The organism is Kitasatospora sp. MAA4, assembly GCF_029893355.1.
GTDB lineage: Bacteria > Actinomycetota > Actinomycetes > Streptomycetales > Streptomycetaceae > Kitasatospora.
This window is the reverse complement of the sequence record NZ_JARZAI010000028.1, coordinates 34,940-57,221: the sequence shown is the minus strand read 5'-3', so window position 1 is coordinate 57,221 and position 22,282 is coordinate 34,940. Positions and strand designations below refer to the sequence as shown.

Below are 22,282 nucleotides of genomic sequence, written 5' to 3'. Positions count from 1 at the left end.
CCCGTCGGCGACTGTGGGTGATGGGCTTCCTGCTGTTCTTCACGCTGGCCGGCGCGTGGTCGATCGCGACGCCCATCGTGGGGTCCCCGGACGAGCCGTCCCACATCGTCCGGGCCGCCGCGGTCGCCCGCGGTGAGATCAACGGCCGCGAGGTGATGGTCAAGTCGAGCGTCGGCTGGATCCCGACGGTGTTCGCCAACTCCCAGTTCGACCTGCCGGAGTGGTACAGCGAACTCGAGGGCAACAACCACTGCTACGAGGACAACCTCAACTCGGCCGCCTGCGCGCCGAAGATCAGCAACAACACCGAGACCGCGCCGGCGACCACCGCGGCCGGGCGCTACAACCCCTTCTACTACGTGTTCGTGGGGTGGCCCAGCCTGCTGGTGGCGGGCCCCAACGCGATCTACCTGATGCGGCTCGCCTCGGCGGCCTTCACCGCCGCGCTGCTGGCCAGCGCGCTGGTGACCGCCGCGGAGTGGCGCCGCAACGCGCGGGTGGTCAAGATCGGCGTCCTGACGGCGGCGACGCCGATGGTGCTGTTCCTGGGCGGGGCGGTGAACCCCAACGGCGTCGAGTCCGCGGCCGGCCTGCTGGCCTGGACGGCGATCCTGTCCATGCTGATGGAGCACCGGCCCGAACTGCTCAGGCGCCGGCTCGTCCGAGCCACCGTCGCGATGGTGATCGTGCTGGAGATCAGACCGCTCGGCCCGATCTGGATCGCCGGGGCCGTGCTCACCGGCCTGATCGTCGCCGACCGGCAGGCGCTGCGCGAGATCCTGCGCAGCACCGGCGTCCGGATCTCCGCGGGGATCGGCGTGCTGGCCACCGCGCTGGCGCTGCTGTGGAGCCACACCCACCCGGACCACTCGTACATCGACGCGCACCTGGGCCACAAGCGCATCCTGCACGACACGATCATCCAGTCCTCGGACTACTTCCACGGCATGATCGGCAACTTCGGCTGGCTGGACACCCCGGCGCCCTTCCTCACCTACCTGATCTGGGGCGGGGTGCTCTGCGCCATCGGCACCCTGGCGCTGATGTACGGCAAGGGCCGGGAGATCTTCGCCGTGCTCGGCACCACCTTCGCCCTGTTCATCATCCCGATCGTCGCGATGCTGCTGCAGGCCGGCAAGCTCGGCGAGATCTGGCAGGGCCGCTACCTGCTGCCGCTGGCCGTCGGCCTGCCGCTGCTGACCGCGATGGTCATCTCGCGTCGGCTGCCCGAGAGCAGCCTGCCCCAGCTGCGGCTGCCGCTCACGGTCGGCGTCTCGCTGGCGATGGCGAACGTCGCGGCGTTCTACTGGGCGCTGCGCCGCAACGGAATCGGCAACGTCAACCTCCAGGCGATGGCCAAGATGGACTGGAACCCGCCCTACGGCTGGGAGTTGTGGACCGTGCTCTACCTGGTCGCCGCCTTCGCGCTGGTCTGGCCGCTGCTGGGCCGCACGGTCCAGCGCGTCCCCGGCGTCCCGGCCGCCGGATCGCAGCCGGGCACCCCGGACGCGACCACCGGCCAGGAGCTCTCGCCCCGGATCCCGGTCCGCCCGTGAGCTGACCGCACCGCGGGCAACGCGAAGGAGCCCGGCTCGCAGACACCGTCTGCGAGCCGGGCTCCTTCGCGTTGCCTCAGGAGATCTTGACCCACCCGTTGAAGGGGCCGCCCTGGACCTGCTCGCCGGTCGCCCAGGTGGCGCCGGTCGCGTCCACCGCGGTGACGGTCATCGTGCCGTTGCCGTCCAGCGTGACCGCCGGTCCGCGGACGAAGGCGGGGCCGCCGACCAGCAGCTGCCGGTCGTGCCAGCCGGAGCCGTTCTGCTCGAAGCGGGCTATCGTGCCGTCGGCCGTCCGGGCGAAGAGGTTCTCGGTCCCGCCGCGGACCGAGGAGAGCGCGATCGCCGGCGTGCCCTGCTGGCCGCCGCTGGTGCTCACCCGCTGCCAGCCGGTGAAGGCCTCGCCGGCCACCTTCTGGCTGTCCACCCAGAGGTCGCCCGCGGTGTCCACCGCGGAGACCGACATGCCGCCCTTGGTGGTCAGGGTCACCGCCGGGTCGCTCGCGAAGACCGGGCCGCCGGGCAGCAGGGCCCGGGGGCGCCAGCTCGGGCCGGACTGGCCGAAGTAGCCGATCGCCCCCTGCGCGGTGCGGACGAAGACGTTCTGCGTCCCGCCGCCGGCCGGGGAGACCAGCATCGCCGGGGTGCCGGCCAGGCCGCCGCCCGTGCTCATCCGCTGCCAGCCGCCGAACGGCGTGCCGGGGAGCACCTGGGTGTCGACCCAGACGTCGCCCGCGGTGTCCACCGCAGAGACCGACATGCCGCCTGCGGGCGTCAGCACGACCGCCGGGTCGCCGGCGAACACCGGGCCGCCGGAGAGCAGCTGGCGGTCCTGCCAGCCGGAGACGGTGTGCGAGTAGTACCCGATCGCACCGCCGGCCGTCCGGACGAAGACGCTCTGCGTGCCGCTGGCGGCGACGGAGACCAGCATCGCCGGGGCGCCGGCCAGGCCGCCGCCCGTGCCGATCCTGGTCCAACCGGTGAACGGGCCGCCGGCGTCCGCCTGGTTGGCCACCCACAGGGCGCCCTGGGCATCGATCCGGGCGGTGGAGGTCACGCCGGTCTCGGTGGTGACGGCCGTGGTGCCGTTGTGCGTCCCGCACGCCGTCAGGTCCTGGTTGTAGACCAGCAGATCGGAGGAGCCGAACAGCCCGAAGGTCCGGTAGTGGACCACCTGGTAGGGGCTGCCGGTCTTCTCGGGGGTGGCGGTCTCCAGGAAGCAGGGCACCATCGAGGGGAACTCGATCATGCCGATCAGCGCCAGGCGCTGCGAGGAGTGGGTGCCGTTCCACTCCAGACCGGCGTCGATGTGCTCGACGGGCGCGCCCGCGTCCGCCAGCCGCTGCGCGGTCCGCCAGCGCACCGTGTCGTACGCCATGCCGCTGGCCGTGATGGCCAGCGAGAACAGCGTGACGACCAGCGTCAGCAGGCCGGCGACGGTGCGCTGCGCGGTGTGCAGCCGACCCGGCGCCGGGGTGCGCGACTCGGCGAGCAGCACCGCGAGCAGCGGCGCCATGACCATCAGGCAGTAGCGGTCGAAGACCGACTGGCCGGTCGTCTCGGCGCCGAACGTGCCGAGGACCACCAGCAGCGCGAAGACGCCCAGCAGCGGGTCCAGGTCGCGGATCCGGCGCACCAGCACGCCGGCCATCAGGACGCCCGACACGCAGGCCAGCGTGACCACCAGCGGCCAGGCGCTCAGCGGGAAGACCGAGGGGACCCCGTTGCCGGCCCCCCAGTACGGGCCGCCGGGGGCGATGTAGTTCGGCAGGAAGAAGCCGAGCTGGCCGTAGTCGGCCACGGTGAGCGCCGCGACGACCGCGACCGCCAGCGCGACCAGCCAGGTCCCGCGCCGCCAGGTCCACGGCCTGGCCACCAGGAAGACCGCCGGGACCACCGCCAGCGCCAGCGTGAAGTAGGCCTGCACCGAGGTGTGGACGAGGGTCTGCAGCAGCAGGTGCGGGGACTCGATCTGCGGCGGGTCGCCGTCCGGCAGGGAGCGGCGCCACAGTTCGAAGGCCAGCACGGCGAGGCCGAAGGCGGCGCCGTTGGCGATCAGCACCCGCCGGCGGAAGGTGCCGCGCCGCCGGGCGTGCAGCGCGAGCACCAGCAGCACCGCCACCGGGGCGGCCAGCACCTGCTCGCGGATGGTCACGCCCCAGACGCCGAAGGCCATCGAGAGGGCCAGCATCCGGGTGGAGTGCTGCGCCAGCGCCCGGCGGCCGAAGGTCAGCGAGAGGGTCATCGCGGCCAGCGCCGGGACGTCGGCCATGAACGTGGTGGAGAGCAGGCCGAAGCCGGGCCACACCGCCATGGTCAGCGCGGCGAACGCACTGCGCCGGCGGCCGATGCTCGGCACCAGCAGGTCGTACGTCGCGTAGAGCGCCACCAGGGCCAGCAGTGCGACGTAGAGCTGCTGGACGGTCAGCGAGGCCGCCAGCGGGCCCAGCACGATGAACTGGCCGATCAGCGCCGAGCGGTTCCAGCTCAGCAGCTGGATGTGCCCGGTGCGGGCGAAGGTCTGCGCGATCCGGCTGTACGCCCAGGCGTCGTTGTGCGGGATCGAGAGGCTGCCCGAGGCGACCGCCAGCCCCAGCGGCAGCACCACCGCGACCAGCGCGGCGAGGCCCAGCACCAGCAGCGTCCGCCGGTCCGCGCGAACCCGCCCGCGCCGACCGGACTGCTCGGGGACGGACGGGTCGCGGGTCTCGCGCAGCGCGGCTCCGCTGCTGCCGCTCACGCGGAGCCCGAGTTCGCGCGGGCCGCCGTCGGCTGCGGGCCGGCCACCGCGTCCGGCACCGCGGTGCCGCGCACCGCCGGGCTGCGCAGCAGCATCAGCACCATGGCCGCCGCGGCGACCAGCGAGCCCGCCGCGAAGGCCGCCGAGACCCGGGTGGCGATGTCGCCCGGCAGCAGGGTCACCCCGACCAGCACGGCCACGGCCAGCACCCAGGCCAGCAGCTGCGAGCGGTGGCGGTGCAGCACCATCAGCGCCTGGCCCAGGACCATCGCGAGCATGTAGCAGGTGGTGCCGGCGGCCAGCCAGAGGAAGTCGAGGTGGCTCAGCACGTTGGCGGACTTGAACAGGACCTGGATCAGCCAGGGGCCCAGCAGCGCCGCCGGCACTCCCCCGGACAGCCCGAGCAGCAGCACGACCACCCCGGTCTTGCGCAGCATCTTCACGAAGCCCGGGTGGTCGCCCGCCGCGGCCGAGCTGGACAGCCCGGAGAGCAGCGAGGCCTGCAACGAGCCGAAGACGAACAGCGGCACCCGCGCCAGCACCAGCGCGCTCAGCAGCGCCGCGACCAGCGCGACCTGGGTCGGCGCCAGCAGCTTGGTGCTCACCACCGCGGCGTTGACCACCACCTGGGCGAGCAGCGTCGAGCAGATCAGCAGGCCGAGCCCGCGGACCAGCTCCGACCAGGCGATCGGCGCGCCCGGCAGGGCCGCCTTGAGCGTCACCGGCAGGGTGCAGGCCAATGCGACCAGCGGCGCCACCGAGAGGATCAGGCTGAAGGCCAGCGCCGAGTGCACACCGGCCAGCGCGCAGCCGACCGCGAGCACGATCCGCAGGCCGCCGTCGATGGCCAGCTGGACGCCGTACGCGGTGAACCGGCCGAGCCCGGCGAGGATGCCGCGCGTCACGTAGCAGAGCGCCATCCCGACGAAGGCGCCGCCGAGGGCCAGCACGAGCTGCATGTCCCCGCTGAAGAGCCGGTCGGCGATCAGGCGGGCGAAGGCCCCGATCAGGCCCAGCACCACCACCAGGATGCCGGCGGTGAGCAGGGCCGCCCGGCGCAGCACGGGCGCCGCGCCCTCGCCGCGCACCGCGCGGGCCGCCACGATCCGGGTGAGCTCCTGCTCGATGGGGAAGAAGAGCCCGATGCCCACCGACATCACCAGGGTCCACAGCAGCGACACGCCTGCCATGTCCTGCTTGGACAGGCTGTGGCCGGCCGCCGCGATGTGCAGGTACGAGGCGGCACCCAGCACCACCGTGCCGCCGGCCACCACCTGGGTGCCGGGCGGCAGTGCCTTGAGCAGTTTCGCCAGGGGGTTCATCAAGCACGCTTCCAGGGATTCAGCGGACAGTGAGGGGTCCGTCGCACTCCCACCGACCCCCAGCGGTCCGGAGCGAGACAGGCCGTGACCGAGCTCGGTCAGCGACTCCCGAGGGAGTGCCGGAGCATCGCACCGACACCGGGACGGCCGGCGTGCTTGGCCGCGCCCGGAAGCAGCGTCAGTGCGTGCAGACGGGAGGAGAGGTGCAGGCGGGACGCCTTGGCGGCGGTGGGCCAGCCGAAGGCGTCCAGGCGGTCCGCGGTCTCCAGGAAGAACCGCTTGGCCTCCGTGAAGCGCTGGCCGGTGAACGCCTTGGCGGAGGACTCGCTCTCGGCGTGCCGCCGGTAGCTGAAGCAGACCTCGGGGGTGATCGCCAGGGTCGCACCGTCGACCAGCAGGTCGATCACCAGCGCGAGGTCCTGGATCACGCCCAGGTCCGCACGGAAGCCGAAGCGCTTGACCGCGTCGGTCCGCCAGCAGATCGAGGGGAAGTAGAGCCAGTTGCCGCGCAGCAGGCTCAGTGCGAGCTCCTGGCCGCCCAGCAGCGCCCGGTCCGGGCCCTTGGGCGCGTACAGCTTGCGCTTGGTCCGGTCCCCCAGGGTGTCGTACGGGAGGCCGTCGCTGCCGATCACCTGGACGCCCGGCTGCACCATGGTGGCCTCGGGGTCGCGCTGGAGCGCGGCCCGGACCACCTGGAGGTAGTTCGGGTGCATGATGTCGTCGCAGCCCATGAGCACCAGGTACTCGGACTCGGCGAGCGAGACGCAGTGGTTGAAGTTGCCGGTGACGCCGAGGTTCTGCTCGTTGCGGAAGTAGCGCACCCGGTCGTCGGCGAGGTCGGCGAACCACTGCGGGACACCGGGTTCCTGGCCGTCGTCCACGACGGTGAGCCGCCAGTCGTCCCCGTCCTGGGCCAGCACGCTGCGCACCGCGTCCTGCATCAGCGGCACGTCGCCGTAGTACGGCAGCAGGATCTCGAAGCGGCCAGGGGTGCTCATCTACGCCTCGACCGGGAGCTGCTGCGCCGCACGCTGCTTGCTGGCCGCGTACGCGGGGGTGCCCGGGGCTATCGCCTTCAGGTCCTCCGGCATCCGGCGGATCATCGCGAGCAGCAGGACCAGACCGGCCCGGGCGAGGTAGACCATCGCGCGGAACGGCGAGGCGCTGGGCCGGCCGGTGGTGCGCGCGCGCATCGCCACCGGGACCTGGCGGACCTTGAAGCCCAGTCGGGCCGCGCCCACCATGCTCTCGATGGTGTCGCCCAGGTACTCCACGGGGTACCAGCGGGCGAAGAACTCTATCATCGGGCGGTTGCAGGCCCGGAAGCCCGAGGTGGTGTCGGTCAACCGGGTCCGGGCGATCCGGGAGAGCACGACGGAGAGCAGGCTCATCGCCCACTTGCGCGGCCCGCGGACCTGGTAGTCGCCCTCGCCGTCGAAGCGGGCGCCGATCACCAGGTCGACCTCGTCCAGCTGGGCCAGCAGGGTCGGCACGTACGACGGGTCGTGCTGGCCGTCGGCGTCGACCTGGATCGCGATGTCGTAGCCGTGCAGCTTGGCGTACCGGTAGCCGCAGCGCATGGCACCGCCGACGCCCAGGTTGAACGGGAGCCGGGCCACCGCGGAGCCGGCCGCCAACGCCACGGCGGAGGTGTTGTCGGTGGAGCCGTCGTCCACCACCAGGGTGTCCACGTACGGCAGCTGGCGCTGGATCTCGGCCAGGACGGAGGGCAGCCCCTCCTCCTCGTTCCAGGCGGGGAGGATGATCAGGACCCGGCGGTCGTCGATCACGAGAGCACCTCTGAGTCGATGGCGTCGGCAGCGGCCGCGCGCGGCGTTGAAGCGGGGTATCCGCCATGGGCCACCAGATGCGCGCGGATCAGCGCGACATCCTCGGCCAACGTCCTGGTCTCCGCCTCCAGCCGGCTGGCCTCCCAGCTCAGGTGCAGGCTCACCAGCAGTATCAGCAGGAATCCGGCGAACAGCACCAGGCTCGCACCGGAAGCGACGCCCAGCCTCTTCGCCGTCGAGTCGAGCAGGTCGGGGAAGAACCCCAGCGGCGCCACGAGCAGGCCGATGAGCAGCCAGATCGCCGCGTACTTCTCGCGCAGCTGCTGCCGGCGGAGCAGCTCGAGGATGTACCCGAGCACCAGGAGACCTGTGATCGAGGTGAGGATGGAGAGTTGCACGGCAGGTGGCGCCTTTCGAGCGCAGGGGCGGGCCTCGCGGTGGGGTCAGCCTAGGGCAAGGGGGGAATGCGCATTCGGTCGGCCTGCGGTACCAGTTCGAGGAAACCGGGCTCGCGCAGCGCCTGGGCCAGCATCTCCTGCCAGGGCGCGAGCGGCTCCAGACCGGCCTCGGCCCAGCGTCCGTGGGCGAGCACACTGAAGGCCGGCCGGACCGCCGGACGGGCGAACGCCGCCGAGGTCGTCGGGCGGATCCGCTCGGGGTCGAGCCCGCTCAGCCGGTAGGCCTCGCGCGCCAGCCCGAACCAGGTGGTGCGGCCCGTCGCGGTGCCGTGGTAGACGCCGGCCGGCGCGCGGCCGGCCAGGGCGGCCCGGCCGAGCACGGCCAGTCGCTCGGCGAGCGCACGGGACCAGGTCGGCTGGCCGTGCTGGTCGTCCACCACGTCCAGGGTGTCGCGCTGGGCGGCCAGCTTGAGCATGGTGGCGACGAAGTTCGGGCCGTGCTCGCCGTAGAGCCAGGCGGTCCGGACGGTGTAACCGGTCTGCGGCAGCAGCTCGGCCACCGCCTGCTCGCCCGCCAGCTTGCTGCGGCCGTAGGCGTTGACCGGCGAGGTCGGGGCGTTCTCCTCGTACGGCTGCTCGGCGTCGCCGGGCAGCACGTAGTCGGTGGAGACGTGCAGCAGCACCGCGCCGGTGTCGGCGCAGGCCTGCGCGAGGTGGCGCACCCCGGTGCCGTTCACGGCGGTGGCGGCCTGCTCGGCGCTCTCGGCGCCGTCGACGTCCGTCCACGCGGCGCAGTTGACGACCACCTGGTGGCCCTCGACCGCGGCGCGCACGGCGGCCGGGTCGGTGATGTCGAGGTCGGCGCGCCGCAGCGCGGTGACCTTCGCCTCGGGGTCGGCGCCGAGCACCGACAGCAGGTCGCGGCCGAGCATCCCCGCCGCGCCGGTCACCAGCCAGTTCGTCGTCACTTGGCCAGTGCCGCCTTCGCCTTGAGCGGCTCCCACCAGTCGCGGTTGTCGCGGTACCAGGCGATGGTGGCCGCGAGGCCGTCCTCGAAGCGGACCTGCGGGCTGTAGCCGAGCTCCTCGTGGATCTTGCCGATGTCGATCGAGTACCGCAGGTCGTGCCCCTTGCGGTCCTCGACGTACTCGACCATCTCCCAGCCGACGCCGGCCGCGTCCAGCAGCAGGCCGGTCAGCTCCTTGTTGGTCACCTCGGTGCCGCCGCCGATGTTGTAGACCTCACCGGCCCGGCCGCCGCGCATCACGAGCTCGATGCCGCGGCAGTGGTCCGAGACATGCAGCCAGTCGCGGATGTTGCCGCCGTTGCCGTACAGCGGGACCTTGCGGCCGTCGATCAGGTTGGTGGTGAAGAGCGGGATGACCTTCTCCGGGAACTGGTAGTGCCCGTAGTTGTTGGAGCAGCGGGTCACCACCACGTCCATGCCGTGCGTGCGGTGGTAGGCCAGCGCGAGCAGGTCGGAGGACGCCTTGGAGGCGGAGTACGGGGAGTTGGGCTGCAGCGGCCACTCCTCGGTCCACGAACCCTCGGCGATCGAGCCGTAGACCTCGTCGGTGGAGACGTGGACGAAGCGGCCGACGCCGTGCTTGCGGGCCGCGTCGAGCAGCACCTGGGTGCCCACCACGTTGGTCAGCACGAACGGGCCGGCGCCCTCGATCGAACGGTCCACGTGCGACTCGGCGGCGAAGTGCACCACCACGTCGTGACCGGCCATCACCTGATCGACCACCACCGGGTCGCAGATGTCGCCCTGGACGAAGGCGTAACCCGGATGGCCCGCCACCGGCGCGAGGTTGGCCTCCACGCCGGAGTAGGTCAGCTTGTCCAGAACGGTGATCCGGGCCGTGGCGTCCGCGCCCAGCAACTGGCGGACGAACTCTGAACCGATGAAGCCGGCGCCGCCGGTCACAAGGATGCGCATAGTGTGCGTATCCTACCGTCGCGCAGGTGTCCGGACGGACCCCGCCCCGGCGGCCCGGAGCGTGTCATCGCCTAGGCTGCACGCATGCGTGGAATTCTCTTGGCGGGCGGTACCGGCTCTCGTCTGTGGCCCCTGACCCGTGCGGTGTCGAAGCAGTTGCTGCCGGTCTTCGACAAGCCGATGATCTACTACCCGCTGTCGACCCTGGTGATGGCGGGGATCAGCGAAATTCTGATCATCACCACGCCGCAGGACCGCGATCAGTTCGAGCGGCTGCTCGGCGACGGCTCGGAGTTCGGCCTGCGGCTGGAGTACGCCGTCCAGGAGCGCCCGGAGGGCATCGCCCAGGCGTTCGTGCTGGGCGCCGACTTCATCGGCGACGAGTCGGTGGCGCTGATCCTCGGCGACAACATCTTCCACGGCAGCGGCCTGGGCACCCGGCTCGCCGAGCACACCGACTCCCCCGGCGGCCGGGTCTTCGCCTACCCGGTGGCCGACCCGACGGCCTACGGCGTGGTCGAGTTCGACGAGCACGGCCAGGCGATCTCCATCGAGGAGAAGCCCGAGCAGCCGAAGTCCCGCTACGCGGTGCCCGGCCTCTACTTCTACGACAACCGGGTGGTGGAGATCGCCCGCGGCCTGAAGCCCAGCGCCCGCGGCGAACTGGAGATCACCGCGGTCAACGACGCCTACCTTCAGGCGGGCGAGCTGCACGTCACCATCCTTGATCGCGGCACGGCCTGGCTGGACACCGGAACCTTCGTCTCGATGGTGCAGGCCACCGAGTTCGTCCGGGTGATAGAGGAACGCCAGGGCTTCAAGATCGGCTGCATCGAGGAGGCGGTCTGGCGGGCCGGCCTGATCGACTCCGCCAAGCTGCGCGAGCTCGCCGAGCCGCTGCTGAAGAGCGGGTACGGCCAGTACCTGCTGGCCCTGCTGGACGAGGAGAACGCACGGTGAAGTTCCGCGAACTCGGTATCGAGGGTGCGATCGAGATCACTCCGCAGCTGCACGGGGACCCGCGCGGCCTGTTCACCGAGTGGTACCGCTTCGACCGGCTGGCCGAGGTGGTCGGCCACCCGCTGAACCTGGCGCAGGCCAACCTCTCGGTCTCCGCCCGCGGCGTGGTCCGCGGCATCCACTTCGCCGACGTGCCGCCCGGCCAGGCCAAGTACGTGACCTGCGTGCGCGGCGCCGTGCTGGACGTCATCGTCGACCTGCGGGTGGGCTCGCCCACCTTCGGCCAGTGGGAGGGCGTCCGGCTGGACGAGACCGACCGCAGGGCCGTCTACATCCCCGAGGGCCTGGGCCACGGCTTCTGCGCGCTGAGCGACGACGCCACGCTCTCGTACCTCTGCTCGACCACCTTCAACCCGACCGCGGAGCACTCGGTGCACCCGCTGGACCCGGAGCTGGGCATCGAGTGGCCGGCCGACGCGCCGCAGCTCTCCGCCCGCGACGAGGCCGCCCCCTCGCTGGCCGAGGCGATCGCCACCGGCCTGCTGCCCGACTACGCGGCCTGCCAGGCCTTCACCGAGTCGCTGCGCACGGTCTGACGAAGCACCGACGGGCCCCGCTCCTGCATCGCAGGGGCGGGGCCCATCGTCTTTCCCACACGCTGTGGACACACGACAGCGGGCCCGTTCCGAGGAACGGGCCCGCTGTGTTGCCTTGCGGCGAGCCTGTCGTGCAGGCAGGTCAGAGCATCAATTACTTGATGATCTTGGTGACCCGGCCGGCGCCGACGGTGCGGCCACCCTCACGGATGGCGAACTTCAGGCCCTGCTCCATGGCGATCGGCTGGATCAGCGCGACGGTCATGGCGGTGTTGTCGCCCGGCATGACCATCTCGGTGCCCTCGGGGAGGGTCACGACGCCGGTCACGTCCGTGGTACGGAAGTAGAACTGCGGGCGGTAGTTGTTGAAGAAGGGGGTGTGACGGCCACCCTCGTCCTTCGACAGGATGTAGGACTGGGCCTCGAAGTCGGTGTGCGGCGTGACCGAACCCGGCTTGATGATGACCTGGCCGCGCTCGACGTCCTCGCGCTTGATGCCACGGAGGAGCAGACCGACGTTCTCGCCCGCCTGGCCCTCGTCGAGCAGCTTGCGGAACATCTCGATACCGGTGACCGTGGTGGTGGTCTTGGTGGTCTTGATGCCGATGATGTCGACGGTCTCGTTGACCTTGAGGACACCACGCTCGATACGACCGGTGACGACGGTGCCACGACCGGTGATCGTGAAGACGTCCTCGATCGGCATCAGGAACGGCTGGTCGACCTCGCGGACCGGGGTCGGGATGGCCTCGTCGACCGCGTGCATGAGGCCGAGGAGCTTCTCGCCCCACTCCTTGTCGCCCTCAAGCGCCTTGAGCGCCGAGACGCGCACGACCGGCAGGTTGTCGCCGTCGAACTCGTACTCGGACAGCAGCTCGCGGACCTCGAGCTCGACGAGCTCCAGGATCTCCTCGTCGTCCACCATGTCGGCCTTGTTCAGGGCGACAACGATGTAGGGGACGCCGACCTGGCGGGCCAGGAGCACGTGCTCCTTGGTCTGCGGCATCGGGCCGTCGGTGGCGGCGACGACGAGGATCGCACCGTCCATCTGGGCCGCACCGGTGATCATGTTCTTGATGTAGTCCGCGTGACCCGGGCAGTCGACGTGGGCGTAGTGACGCGCCTCGGTCTGGTACTCGACGTGCGCGATCGAGATGGTGATACCGCGCTGCCGCTCCTCCGGCGCCTTGTCGATCTGGTCGAACGGCGTGAAGGGGTTGATGTCGGGGTACGCGTCGTGCAGCACCTTGGTGATCGCCGCGGTAAGGGTCGTCTTACCGTGGTCGATGTGACCGATGGTGCCGATGTTGACGTGGGGCTTCGTCCGCTCGAACTTCGCCTTCGCCACTGCAGTCCTCCTGAGGACAGTTCTGTACGCCGTACGACGTCAGTTGGTCTTTGATCGGGTTGGGTACGGGGCGCGGTTGCGCTCCATGCCGTCCCGCGGGTGGGGGCGGAGACGCCGGCGGGGTCGGGGTGGACCCCGCCGGGTTTGCCTCCTAATAGCCTAAAGGTTGCGATAAGTCCCGATGGCGGGACTTACTCTCCCTTGGCCTTGGCGATGATGTCGTCCGCCACGTTCCGCGGAACCTCGGCGTACGAGTCGAACTGCATCGAGTAGCTCGCGCGACCAGAGGTCTTGCTGCGCAGGTCACCGACGTAGCCGAACATCTCGGAGAGCGGGACGAGCGCCTTGACGACGCGAGCACCGCTGCGCTCCTCCATGGCCTGGATCTGGCCACGGCGGGAGTTGATGTCGCCGATCACATCGCCCATGTAGTCCTCGGGCGTGGTGACCTCGACGGCCATCATCGGCTCGAGGAGAGCCGGGGACGCCTTGCGAGCGCCCTCCTTGAAGGCCATCGAACCGGCGATCTTGAACGCCAGCTCGGAGGAGTCGACGTCGTGCGAGGCACCGTCGAGCAGCGTCACGCGAACGCCCTGGAGCGCGTAGCCCGCGAGGACACCGAACTCCATGGCCTCCTGGCAACCGGCGTCGACCGAAGGGATGTACTCCTTCGGCACGCGGCCACCGGTGACCTTGTTCACGAACTCGTAGCCCTCGCCGGACTCGAGCGGCTCGATCGCGATCTGGATCTTCGCGAACTGGCCGGAACCACCGGTCTGCTTCTTGTGCGTGTAGTCGATGCGCTCGACGGCCTTGCGGATCGTCTCGCGGTAGGCGACCTGCGGCTTGCCGACGTTGGCCTCGACCTTGAACTCACGCTTCATACGGTCGACCAGCACCTCGAGGTGCAGCTCGCCCATACCCGCGATGATGGTCTGGCCGGTCTCCTCATCCGTGTTGACCTGGAAGGACGGGTCCTCCTCGGCCAGACGCTGGATGGCGGTGCCCAGACGCTCCTGGTCGCCCTTCGACTTCGGCTCGATCGCGACGCGAATAACCGGGGCCGGGAAGTCCATGGACTCCAGGATGACCGGGTGCTTCTCGTCGGACAGGGTCTCGCCGGTGGTGGTCTGCTTGAGACCCATGACGGCGACGATGTCGCCGGCGCCCACCGAGTCGATCTCCTCACGCTTGTTCGCGTGCATCCGGTAGATCTTGCCGATGCGCTCCTTGCGACCCTTCACCGCGTTGAGGACGGCGGTGCCGGCCTCGAGACGCCCGGAGTAGATCCGGACGAAGGTGAGCTTGCCGAGGTGCGGGTCCGACATGATCTTGAACGCCAGCGCCGCGAGCGGCTCGTCGTCCGAGGCCTTGCGGGAGATCTTCACCGTGTCGTCGCCGGGCTTGGTGCCCTCGATGGACTCGATGTCCAGCGGCGACGGCAGGTACTTGACGACCGCGTCGAGCAGGGGCTGAACGCCCTTGTTCTTGAAGGCGGTGCCACAGAAGATCGGCGTGAACGCCGACTCCAGGGTGCCCTTGCGGATCGCGGCGACCAGCAGCTCCTCGGGGACGTCCTCGCCCTCCATGGCGAGTTCCATCACCTCGTCGCTGACGTTCGACACGGTGTCGAGCAGCTGCTCGCGGTACTCGTTCGCCTGGTCGACCAGGTCGGCCGGGATGTCGACGACGTCGTACATCTCGCCCTTGGCGGCCTCGGCGGACCAGACCAGCGCCTTCATGCGGACCAGGTCCACAACGCCGGCGAAGTCGCCCTCAGCACCAATGGGGAGCTGCATGACCAGCGGGGTCGCCTTCAGGCGGTCCACGATGGTGTCGACGCAGAAGAAGAAGTTCGCGCCGGTGCGGTCAAGCTTGTTGACGAAGCAGATGCGCGGAACCTTGTAACGGTCAGCCTGCCGCCACACGGTCTCGGACTGGGGCTCGACACCCGCAACACCGTCGAACACCGTGACGGCACCGTCGAGGACGCGCAGCGAGCGCTCCACCTCGACGGTGAAGTCGACGTGACCCGGGGTGTCGATGATGTTGATGGTGTTGTCGACATCGTCGACCGTCCAGTGACAGGTCGTCGCGGCCGACGTGATCGTGATGCCGCGCTCCTGCTCCTGCTCCATCCAGTCCATGGTGGCAGCGCCATCGTGGACCTCACCGATCTTGTACGAGACACCGGTGTAGAACAGGATCCGCTCGGTGGTGGTGGTCTTGCCCGCGTCGATGTGCGCCATGATCCCGATGTTGCGGACCCTGGCAAGGTCAAGGGAGGTTGCAGCCATGGTGGCTCGTTCTCTCTCTGTCTAGTGACGGGGTTAGGACTACCAGCGGTAGTGCGCGAAGGCCTTGTTGGACTCGGCCATCTTGTGCGTGTCCTCGCGACGCTTCACGGAAGCGCCCAGGCCGTTGCTGGCGTCGAGGATCTCGTTCATGAGGCGCTCGGTCATGGTCTTCTCGCGACGGGCGCGGGAGTAACCGACCATCCAGCGCAGCGCCAGCGTGGCGGCGCGGCCCGGACGAACCTCGACCGGGACCTGGTAGGTCGCGCCACCGACACGGCGGGACTTGACCTCGAGGGCCGGCTTGACGTTCTCAAGCGCGCGCTTGAGGGTCACGACGGGGTCCGAGCCGGTCTTCTCACGAACGCCCTCAAGGGCGCCGTAGACGATCCGCTCGGCGGTGGAGCGCTTGCCGTGCAGGAGGATCTTGTTGACGAGCGACGTCACCAGGGGGGATCCGTAAACCGGGTCGATGATGACCGGGCGCTTCGGGGCGGGGCCCTTACGAGGCATTTTTTACTTCTCCTTCTTGGCGCCGTAGCGGCTGCGGGCCTGCTTGCGGTTCTTGACACCCTGGGTGTCGAGGGAGCCGCGGATGATCTTGTAACGCACACCCGGCAGGTCCTTCACACGACCGCCACGCACGAGCACGATGGAGTGCTCCTGCAGGTTGTGGCCCTCGCCCGGAATGTAAGCGGTGACCTCGATCCCGCTGGTGAGGCGCACACGGGCGACCTTACGGAGAGCCGAGTTCGGCTTCTTCGGGGTGGTCGTGTACACACGCGTGCAGACGCCCCGACGCTGGGGCGAACCCTTCAGCGCGGGAGTCTTGTTCTTCTCGACCTTGTCCTGCCGGCCCTTTCGGACCAGCTGCTGGATCGTAGGCACCGTTTCTCCGATTTCTGTGTGCCATCGCTTAGTAGATCTAACCTGTGGTGTTCCCAGCTCACGCCGACCCACGAGGTCGGGTGTGTTGGGCTCCCCCCGACCGTCGGAGCCGGCATCTCAGCCAGCTCACTCGGTGGAGGAATCGCGGAATCCCTGAAGTGCTGATGTGCAGCGACGGCGCTCGCGCGCGCGAGGCGCTGGGAGGCGCTTCGGCGTGGCGCGGCAGCCGGTGTGGTTGCACGCACAAGGACCCGGGGACACCCCAGGCACAAGGTCAGAGCGTACCTAGCGCATCGGGCGCGGTCAAAACAAATGGACCGCAGCTCAGCTGTGCGTCGCCGCCAGCAGCACGCCGAAGAGCACCAGAGCCACCCAGCCCGCGGTCACGACCCAGCCGATCGCGAGGCCGATCGAGGCCATCAGATCGCCCTCCTCGCCGCGCTGGCGGATCTGGCTCTTCGCGACGTGGCCGGTCACCAGGGCCGGGATGCCGAGCAGGCCCATGGTGGGCAGGCTCAGCACGCCCAGCGTCAGCGAGGCGACCGCCAGAGCGTTGGTCGCTCTCGGCTTCGGCGGCAGGAAGGTCATCGGGACGGACTGCGCCGTGGCGCTGAACGGAACCGCCATCGGACCGCTCGGCAGGTCTCCCACCAGCTGCGACAACTGACCGTAGGTCTGCGCGCGATGGGCCGCGTCGAAGCGCTGGGAGTACTCCTCGGCCGACAGTCGCCCCTCCGCGTAGGCGGCCTTGAGCACGTCGACGGTGCGGTCGCGATCCGTGTGGGCGGCGCGCATGGCGGACTGCGGGGTCGCCAGCGGCTGCCAGCTGCCCGTCCCCTTGTCCCACGGTGGCGGCGAACCCTGCCAGGGCTGCATGCCGCTCATGTGGTCTCCTCCCGACCCGGAACGCCGATTCTCACAGACATCTTCGCCTCTCCGGTGGCCGGATGCGGCGTCACCAGACAGGACGTTCCAGGGCCCCGAATGGTTTCCGTCACACTCCTCGGGCTGGGGCGTGTCTCGCGGTGCTGCACTATTGCGGGATGAGCAGGGACAGGCAGGAAAGCGGCGCGTCGGAGACAGGTGAGCTGGTCGAGCGGGCGGTCGGCGCGGTGATCGGTGCGACCGACCGGCAGGTGGACGGCGCCCTGGACGGCAGCGCCTCGATGCTCGCCGCCTCGGCCGAGCAGTGGCCGCACGTGAGCCGGGCGCTGCTGGCGCTGACCGACCGCTCGCTGGCGCGGCTCTGGGAGCACGGCTGGCGCCCGGCCGACCTGGCCCGGCTGGTCCGCCGCGACCTGGCGGCGGTGCACCTGGCGCTGCTGGTCGACCTGGTCGCCGCCGACACCCGGCGCTACTCCCCCGCCGTGCTGGACCGGCGCTGGCAGGAGCAGCTGCGCGAGCTGGCCGCCGAGGTCTGGTGGCCCGCCGACGAGGACTTCCTGCCGGGCTTCGCCGAGCGCCACCGGCTGGACCGGTTCGCGCTGGCCACCGCCGCCCTGGAGCTGCTGCGGCTGCTCGGGCGGCTGCCGGTGATCGCACCGGTCGGGCCGGCCCCCGGCGCCCGCAAACTGGAGCACCGGGCGATGCGCCCGACGCCGGGTGAGCCGCGGATGCTGGGGCGGATCCGCGCGCTGCTGGCGAAGGCCGAGTCCACCGAGTTCCCCGAGGAGGCCGAGCTGCTGACCGCCAAGGCCCAGCAGCTGATGGCGCAGCACAGCATCGACGAGGCGCTGCTCTCGGCCGACCACCGCGGCGACGACGCGCCCGGCGCGCTGCGGATAGGCGTGGAGAACCCGTACGAGGGCCCCAAGGCGATGCTGCTGGACGCGGTCGCGGTGGCGAACCGCTGCCGGGTGGTCTGGGCGAAGGAGTTCGGCTTCTGCACGGTCGTCGGCTTCGACTCCGACCTGGACGCGGTCGAGCTGCTCTACACCTCGCTGCTGGTGCAGGCCACCACCGCGATGAACAGGGCCGGCAGCCGCACCCACCAGGACGGCTCCTCCCGCACCAAGGCGTTCCGGCACTCCTTCCTGGTCTCCTACGCGGCCCGGATCCGCGAGCGGCTGGTCGCCGCCACCGAGAAGGCCGTGCGGGCCGCGGCGGCCGGCCGGCGCGAGCGCGCGGACGGCACGGACGAGCAGCTGGTGCCCGACGAGCGGCTGCTGCCGGCCCTGGCCGCGCGCGGCGAGGCGGTCGACTCCGCCACCGGACGGATGTTCCCCAAGCTCACCTCCCAGCGTGTACGGGTGAGCGACGGCGAGGGCTGGGCCGCCGGCCGCGCCGCCGCCGACCGGGCCGCGCTCCACGAGCGACGGGGTAGGGTCACGCGCGGACGCAAGTAGAGGGGGTTCCAGGTGGAGGGCTATCGGGAGCGGGTGCGGGGCACGCTGCTCGGCGGGGCGGTGGGGGACGCGCTGGGCTGGCCGGTGGAGTTCCTGCAGCTGCCGCAGATCCACGAGCAGTACGGCCCGGCGGGCGTCACCGGCTTCAGGCCGAGCGAGCACCGCGGCTACCGGGACAAGCCGGCCGACCGGCCCGGGGACGTCACCGACGACACCCAGATGACCCTGTTCAGCGCCGAGGGCCTGATCCGCGCCCGGCTCGCGGGCGGCCCCGAGGGCGTCGGTCCGGCGCTGCACGCGGCATACCAGCGCTGGTTCCTGACGCAGCAGCAGAACGCCCCCGACGCCGGCCCGCGCCCCGCGCCCTACGACGGGTGGCTGCTGCGCCAGCCGTTCCTGTACGCCCGCCGGGCGCCCGGACGGGCCTGCTGGAGCGGCCTGCAGGACAACCCCGGCTACCGGGCGCCGGTGCCGTTCGGGCAGCCCGGACCGATCAACAGCAACTCCAAGGGCTGCGGGACGGTGATGCGGTCGGCGCCCTTCGGGCTGCTGCGGCTGGGCCCGCTCTGGTCCTTCGAACTGGCCGGCCGGTGCGCGCAGATCACCCACGGCCACCCGACCGGCTACCTGGCGGCCGGCGCCTTCGCCGCGCTGGTGGACCGGCTGACGTCCGGTCAGCCGCTGCGCGCGGCCGTCGAGCAGACCCTGGCGCAGGTCGCGCAGTGGCCGCAGGGCGAGGAGACGGCGATCGCGCTGCGCCGGGCGCTGGCGCTGGCCGCCGAGGAGCCGTCGGAGCAGGTCGTCGAGCGGGTCGGGCTCGGCTGGATCGCCGAGGAGTGCCTGGCGATCGCGGTGTACGCGGCGCTGGTCGCGGAGCGGGTGGGGGTCCGGCGGGCGCTGCTGCTGTCGGTCAACCACTCGGGCGACAGCGACTCGGTGGGCGCGGTCTGCGGCAACCTGCTGGGCGCCGCGTACGGCCTGGCCGGGCTGCCGGGCGAGTGGGTGGCCGCGGTCGAGGGACGGGACGTGGCGCTGCGGGTGGCCGACGACCTGGTGGACCTGTTCGCCGGCGCCGGCACCGAGCTGGAAGGGCGCTACCCCGCGGGGTGACGCCCCGCCCGTCAGTCCCAGAGCTTTAGTCCCAGAGCGCGCCGAGCGCGATCAGCTCGTCGCGGTGTTCGATCCGGCGCACCCAGTCGGCCGGCCAGACCTCCGCACCGCCGTACGCGCCCGCGAAGGCGCCGGCCAGGCAGGCGATCGAGTCGGAGTCGCCGCTGGAGTAGGCCGCGCGGCGGACCGCGGCGACCGGGTCGTCCGGGAACAGCAGGAAGCAGAGCAGGCCGGTGGCCAGCGCCTCCTCGGCGATCCAGCCCTCGCCGGTGGCAAGGCACGGATCGGCCTCCCGGTCGCGCGCCACGAGCGCGGCGTCCAACCGGTCCAGCACACCCAGGCAGTCGTCCCAGCCCCTGGCCATGAACTCCTCGGCCGAGTGGTCGTGCGCCCGGGCGACCAGGTCGCCGAGCCAGAACGCGTCGTAGCGGGTGCGGTTCGCCAGCGCGTACGCCCTCAGGGCGGCCGGCAGCTCGGCCGGCTCGGCACCCCGGGCGAGCAGCCGGACGGCGTACGCGGTCAGGTCGCTGGCGGCGAGCGCGGTGGGGTGGCCGTGGGTCAGCGCGGACTGCAGCTGGGCCGCGCCGGAGAGCTGGCGCTCGGTCAACTCGCGGACCAGGCCCAGCGGGGCCACCCGCATGTTGGCGCCGCAGCCCTTGGAGTCGATCTGGCTGGCCTGCTGCCAGGGCCGCTCGGGCTTGCTGAGCAGCTGGCAGCCGACCAGGCAGGTCCGGCCGGGGGCGCGGTTGTTCTCCGGGGAGCGCCACCAGTCGACGAACTCCTCGCGGACCGGGCGCTCCAGGCGCAGCGGGGTGAGCGGGCCGCGCTCCAGCGCGATCCGCAGGCCGCGGGCGAGGGCCAGGGTCATCTGGGTGTCGTCGGTGACCAGCGCGGGCACGGGCAGGGCGAGTTCGCGCCAGTCGGGGCAGTAGGCGGCGATGTGCTCGATCTCGTCGAACTCGGTCGGGTGGCCGAGGGCGTCGCCGATCGCCAGGCCGAGCAGCGCGCCGGTGGCGGGGGTGCGGGTGGTCATTGGGTGCTCACCAGGAGTTCGGTCAGCCCGCGGATCACGTAGCCGGGCTGCCAGTTCGGCTCGCTCAGCAGCGTCAGGCGCGGTGCGCGGCGCAGCAGGGCGCCGTAGGACTCGGTCAGTTCGAGGCGGGCCAGCGGCGCGCCGAGGCAGAAGTGGATGCCGGCCCCGAAGGTGATGTGCGGGTTGTCGGTGCGGGTGACGTCCAGCCGGTCGGGGTCGGCGAAGCGGGCCGGGTCGCGGTTGGCCGAGCCGAACAGCAGCGCGACCTCCGAGCCGCGCGGGATCCGCACCCCGGCCACCTCGATGTCCTCCAGCACCCAGCGCTCGAACATCTGCAGCGGCGTGTCGTAGCGCATCAACTCCTCGATCGCCGTCGGGAGCAGGCGCTGCGGGTCGGAGCGCAGCAGTTCGAGCTGGTCGGGGTTGCGGAACAGCGCCCACCAGCCGTTGCCGGTGGTGTTGACGGTCGCCTCGTGCCCGGCGTTGAGCAGCAGCACGCAGGTCGAGATCATCTCCTGCTCGCTGAGCGCGTCCCCCTCGTCCTGGGCCTGGACGAGGGCGGAGATCAGGTCCTGGCCCGGCTCGCTGCGGCGGGCCCGGATCAGCTCGCGCAGGAAGTCGGAGAACTCGACGCTGGCGTCCACCGCGCGCCGGGCCGTCTCGGGCGTCGGATTCAGCTCGAACATCCCGGTGATCGCCGCCGACCAGGGCCGCAGCAGCGCGCGGTCGGCCTGCGGCACCCCCAGCATCTCGGCGATCACCGCGACCGGCAGCGGCTCGGCGACGGCGGCGATCAGGTCGCCGCCGCCCGCCGCGAGCAGCCCGCCCACCAGCTCGTCGGCCAACCGGGCCACCGTCGGGCGCAGCGACTCGACCATTCGCGGCGTGAAGGCCTTGGAGACCAGGCGGCGGATCCGGGTGTGGTCCGGGGCCTCCAGGTCGAGCAGCCCGTTGCCGTTCAGGGTGTGAAACGGCTCGTGGGCCGGGTCGGGCGGCTGCTGCCCGAACTCCTCGTGGCTGAACCGGTGGGTGTACGTCCGTCCCAGCCGGCGGTCGCGGAGCAGCGCGCTGACGTCCTCGTAGCGGGAGATCAGCCACTGGCCGGTCGGCTCGTAGCGGCAGACCGGCGCGGTGGCGCGCAGCTCGGCGTAGGCGTCGTACGGGTGCGCGATGAACTGCGCCGACCAGGGATCGAAAACCGTCATGCGGTCAGCCTATTGACCAGGGCCGGCAGCGCCGTCGAGATGGGGTCCCGGAGGATCTCGTCGGCCAGCTCGTCGTACGGCGTCGGCTCGGCGTTGACGATGACCAGCCGCGCGCCGCCCTCCACCGCCGTCTCGACCAGCCCGGCCGCCGGATGCACCTGGAGGGTGGAGCCGACGGCGAGGAACAGGTCGCAGGCCTTGGCGACGGTCCGCGCCTGGTCCAGGACGACCGGGTCGAGCGCCTCGCCGAACATCACGGTGGCGGGCTTGAGCACGCCGCCGCAGTCCAGGCAGGCCGGGTCCGGCTCGCCGGCCGCGACGCGGTCGAGCGCAGCGGCCATCGTGCTGCGCCGCCGGCACCGCAGGCACTGCACCTCACGGGCGGTGCCGTGCAGTTCGAGCACCTTGCGGTCCGGCAGGCCGGCCAGCTGGTGCAGCCCGTCGACGTTCTGGGTGAGCACCCGCACCGGCAGCACGCGCGCCAGGTCGACCAGCGCGCGGTGCCCGGCGTTCGGCTCGGCCGCGAGCGCGCCGGCGTCCCGCCGCATCAGCCAGGCCCGGCGGCGGACGTCCGGATCGGCGCGGTAGGGGCCGATCGTCACCAACTGCTGGGCCTGCGGGTCGCGCTGCCAAAGGCCTTGCGGGCCACGGTAGTCGGGGATGCCGGAGTCGGTGGAGATACCGGCACCGGTGAGGACGGCGACGAGCGTGCGGTGGGTCATGCGCCGACAGTAGGGGCTGCCGGAGGGTACCGC

20 protein-coding genes are annotated in these 22,282 nt (G+C 71.3%); 5 read left to right on the top strand and 15 right to left on the bottom strand.

All coding sequences use genetic code 11. The features are described 5' to 3' along the window. Positions 1 to 20 precede the first annotated feature (20 nt). Positions 21 to 1,556 (top strand): DUF2142 domain-containing protein, encoded by a 1,536-nt coding sequence (locus P3T37_RS29750; RefSeq protein ID WP_280727017.1) that lies wholly within the window; start codon positions 21 to 23, stop codon positions 1,554 to 1,556. Positions 1,557 to 1,632: 76 nt separating this feature from the next. Here the strand turns inward: P3T37_RS29750 and P3T37_RS29745 are convergent, their stop codons facing one another. From P3T37_RS29745 to rfbB, 7 genes are all read right to left on the bottom strand, one after another. Continuing rightward, entirely contained in the window at positions 1,633 to 4,296 is a 2,664-nt protein-coding gene (locus P3T37_RS29745; protein ID WP_280727016.1) for a glycosyltransferase family 39 protein, read from the bottom strand. After that, positions 4,293 to 5,618 carry a hypothetical protein gene (locus P3T37_RS29740; protein WP_280727015.1) on the bottom strand — a complete coding sequence of 442 codons (1,326 nt, stop codon included), beginning with the start codon at positions 5,616 to 5,618 and terminating at the stop codon, positions 4,293 to 4,295. Before P3T37_RS29740 ends, P3T37_RS29745 begins: the two co-directional genes overlap by 4 nt. Before the next feature lie 98 nt (positions 5,619 to 5,716). Further along, positions 5,717 to 6,616 carry a glycosyltransferase gene (locus tag P3T37_RS29735; RefSeq protein ID WP_280727014.1) on the bottom strand — a complete coding sequence of 300 codons (900 nt, stop codon included), beginning with the start codon at positions 6,614 to 6,616 and terminating at the stop codon, positions 5,717 to 5,719. Beyond that, entirely contained in the window at positions 6,617 to 7,408 is a 792-nt protein-coding gene (locus P3T37_RS29730) for a glycosyltransferase family 2 protein (RefSeq protein ID WP_280727013.1), read from the bottom strand. Next, positions 7,405 to 7,806 (bottom strand): DUF2304 domain-containing protein, encoded by a 402-nt coding sequence (locus P3T37_RS29725; protein WP_280727012.1) that lies wholly within the window; start codon positions 7,804 to 7,806, stop codon positions 7,405 to 7,407. Before P3T37_RS29725 ends, P3T37_RS29730 begins: the two co-directional genes overlap by 4 nt. 50 nt (positions 7,807 to 7,856) lie before the next feature. Beyond that, positions 7,857 to 8,774 carry a dTDP-4-dehydrorhamnose reductase gene (gene rfbD, locus P3T37_RS29720; RefSeq protein WP_280727011.1) on the bottom strand — a complete coding sequence of 306 codons (918 nt, stop codon included), beginning with the start codon at positions 8,772 to 8,774 and terminating at the stop codon, positions 7,857 to 7,859. Then, the gene (rfbB, locus tag P3T37_RS29715) at positions 8,771 to 9,748 is read right to left on the bottom strand and encodes a dTDP-glucose 4,6-dehydratase (RefSeq protein WP_280727010.1); all 978 of its coding nucleotides are present in this window, start codon (positions 9,746 to 9,748) and stop codon (positions 8,771 to 8,773) included. The genes rfbD and rfbB overlap by 4 nt, the downstream gene beginning before the upstream one ends. Before the next feature lie 84 nt (positions 9,749 to 9,832). Between rfbB and rfbA the strand changes: the two genes are divergently transcribed. Together rfbA and rfbC are read left to right on the top strand one after the other, a co-directional pair. Next, entirely contained in the window at positions 9,833 to 10,708 is an 876-nt protein-coding gene (rfbA, locus tag P3T37_RS29710) for a glucose-1-phosphate thymidylyltransferase RfbA (RefSeq protein ID WP_280727009.1), read from the top strand. Next, positions 10,705 to 11,304: a dTDP-4-dehydrorhamnose 3,5-epimerase gene (gene rfbC / locus P3T37_RS29705; RefSeq protein ID WP_280727008.1), complete on the top strand. Its 600-nt coding sequence runs from the start codon at positions 10,705 to 10,707 to the stop codon at positions 11,302 to 11,304. Before rfbA ends, rfbC begins: the two co-directional genes overlap by 4 nt. A gap of 154 nt (positions 11,305 to 11,458) precedes the next feature. On the opposite strand, the gene tuf is transcribed toward rfbC, so the two are convergent. From tuf to P3T37_RS29680, 5 genes are all read right to left on the bottom strand, one after another. After that, positions 11,459 to 12,652 (bottom strand): elongation factor Tu, encoded by a 1,194-nt coding sequence (gene tuf, locus P3T37_RS29700; protein WP_280727007.1) that lies wholly within the window; start codon positions 12,650 to 12,652, stop codon positions 11,459 to 11,461. Between the two features lie 191 nt (positions 12,653 to 12,843). Then, positions 12,844 to 14,949: an elongation factor G gene (fusA, locus tag P3T37_RS29695; protein ID WP_280727006.1), complete on the bottom strand. Its 2,106-nt coding sequence runs from the start codon at positions 14,947 to 14,949 to the stop codon at positions 12,844 to 12,846. Between the two features lie 39 nt (positions 14,950 to 14,988). Continuing rightward, positions 14,989 to 15,459, bottom strand: a complete 471-nt coding sequence (gene rpsG / locus P3T37_RS29690; protein ID WP_035800817.1) for a 30S ribosomal protein S7 — start codon at positions 15,457 to 15,459, stop codon at positions 14,989 to 14,991. Between the two features lie 3 nt (positions 15,460 to 15,462). Beyond that, positions 15,463 to 15,834 carry a 30S ribosomal protein S12 gene (rpsL, locus tag P3T37_RS29685; protein ID WP_014144289.1) on the bottom strand — a complete coding sequence of 124 codons (372 nt, stop codon included), beginning with the start codon at positions 15,832 to 15,834 and terminating at the stop codon, positions 15,463 to 15,465. Between the two features lie 324 nt (positions 15,835 to 16,158). Further along, complete coding sequence (locus tag P3T37_RS29680) at positions 16,159 to 16,719, bottom strand: DUF1707 and DUF4190 domain-containing protein (RefSeq protein ID WP_280727005.1); 561 nt, start codon at positions 16,717 to 16,719, stop codon at positions 16,159 to 16,161. A 158-nt stretch (positions 16,720 to 16,877) separates the two neighbouring features. Between P3T37_RS29680 and P3T37_RS29675 the strand changes: the two genes are divergently transcribed. Further along, positions 16,878 to 18,179 carry a DUF2786 domain-containing protein gene (locus P3T37_RS29675; protein WP_280727004.1) on the top strand — a complete coding sequence of 434 codons (1,302 nt, stop codon included), beginning with the start codon at positions 16,878 to 16,880 and terminating at the stop codon, positions 18,177 to 18,179. A gap of 12 nt (positions 18,180 to 18,191) precedes the next feature. Then, entirely contained in the window at positions 18,192 to 19,289 is a 1,098-nt protein-coding gene (locus P3T37_RS29670) for an ADP-ribosylglycohydrolase family protein (protein WP_280727003.1), read from the top strand. A 25-nt stretch (positions 19,290 to 19,314) separates the two neighbouring features. Here the strand turns inward: P3T37_RS29670 and P3T37_RS29665 are convergent, their stop codons facing one another. From P3T37_RS29665 to P3T37_RS29655, 3 genes are read right to left on the bottom strand one after another with little or no spacing between them, the layout of a single operon-like run. Beyond that, the gene (locus P3T37_RS29665) at positions 19,315 to 20,322 is read right to left on the bottom strand and encodes an ADP-ribosylglycohydrolase family protein (protein ID WP_280727002.1); all 1,008 of its coding nucleotides are present in this window, start codon (positions 20,320 to 20,322) and stop codon (positions 19,315 to 19,317) included. Beyond that, complete coding sequence (locus P3T37_RS29660; RefSeq protein ID WP_280727001.1) at positions 20,319 to 21,527, bottom strand: cytochrome P450; 1,209 nt, start codon at positions 21,525 to 21,527, stop codon at positions 20,319 to 20,321. The genes P3T37_RS29665 and P3T37_RS29660 overlap by 4 nt, the downstream gene beginning before the upstream one ends. Further along, on the bottom strand, positions 21,524 to 22,249 hold the full coding sequence (locus P3T37_RS29655; RefSeq protein WP_280727000.1) for a Sir2 family NAD-dependent protein deacetylase: 726 nt from the start codon (positions 22,247 to 22,249) through the stop codon (positions 21,524 to 21,526). The genes P3T37_RS29660 and P3T37_RS29655 overlap by 4 nt, the downstream gene beginning before the upstream one ends. Positions 22,250 to 22,282: the final 33 nt, after the last annotated feature.

Excerpts from the sequence above, each read along its gene's own strand:
- P3T37_RS29750 (WP_280727017.1), top strand. The coding sequence starts at position 21 with ATGGGCTTCCTGCTGTTCTTCACGCTGGCCGGCGCGTGGTCGATCGCG.
- P3T37_RS29740 (WP_280727015.1), bottom strand. The coding sequence starts at position 5,618 with ATGAACCCCCTGGCGAAACTGCTCAAGGCACTGCCGCCCGGCACCCAG.
- P3T37_RS29735 (WP_280727014.1), bottom strand. The coding sequence starts at position 6,616 with ATGAGCACCCCTGGCCGCTTCGAGATCCTGCTGCCGTACTACGGCGAC.
- rfbB (WP_280727010.1), bottom strand. The coding sequence starts at position 9,748 with ATGCGCATCCTTGTGACCGGCGGCGCCGGCTTCATCGGTTCAGAGTTC.
- rfbA (WP_280727009.1), top strand. The coding sequence starts at position 9,833 with ATGCGTGGAATTCTCTTGGCGGGCGGTACCGGCTCTCGTCTGTGGCCC.
- fusA (WP_280727006.1), bottom strand. The coding sequence starts at position 14,949 with ATGGCTGCAACCTCCCTTGACCTTGCCAGGGTCCGCAACATCGGGATC.
- rpsG (WP_035800817.1), bottom strand. The coding sequence starts at position 15,459 with ATGCCTCGTAAGGGCCCCGCCCCGAAGCGCCCGGTCATCATCGACCCG.
- P3T37_RS29680 (WP_280727005.1), bottom strand. The coding sequence starts at position 16,719 with ATGAGCGGCATGCAGCCCTGGCAGGGTTCGCCGCCACCGTGGGACAAG.
- P3T37_RS29675 (WP_280727004.1), top strand. The coding sequence starts at position 16,878 with ATGAGCAGGGACAGGCAGGAAAGCGGCGCGTCGGAGACAGGTGAGCTG.
- P3T37_RS29665 (WP_280727002.1), bottom strand. The coding sequence starts at position 20,322 with ATGACCACCCGCACCCCCGCCACCGGCGCGCTGCTCGGCCTGGCGATC.
- P3T37_RS29660 (WP_280727001.1), bottom strand. The coding sequence starts at position 21,527 with ATGACGGTTTTCGATCCCTGGTCGGCGCAGTTCATCGCGCACCCGTAC.
- P3T37_RS29655 (WP_280727000.1), bottom strand. The coding sequence starts at position 22,249 with ATGACCCACCGCACGCTCGTCGCCGTCCTCACCGGTGCCGGTATCTCC.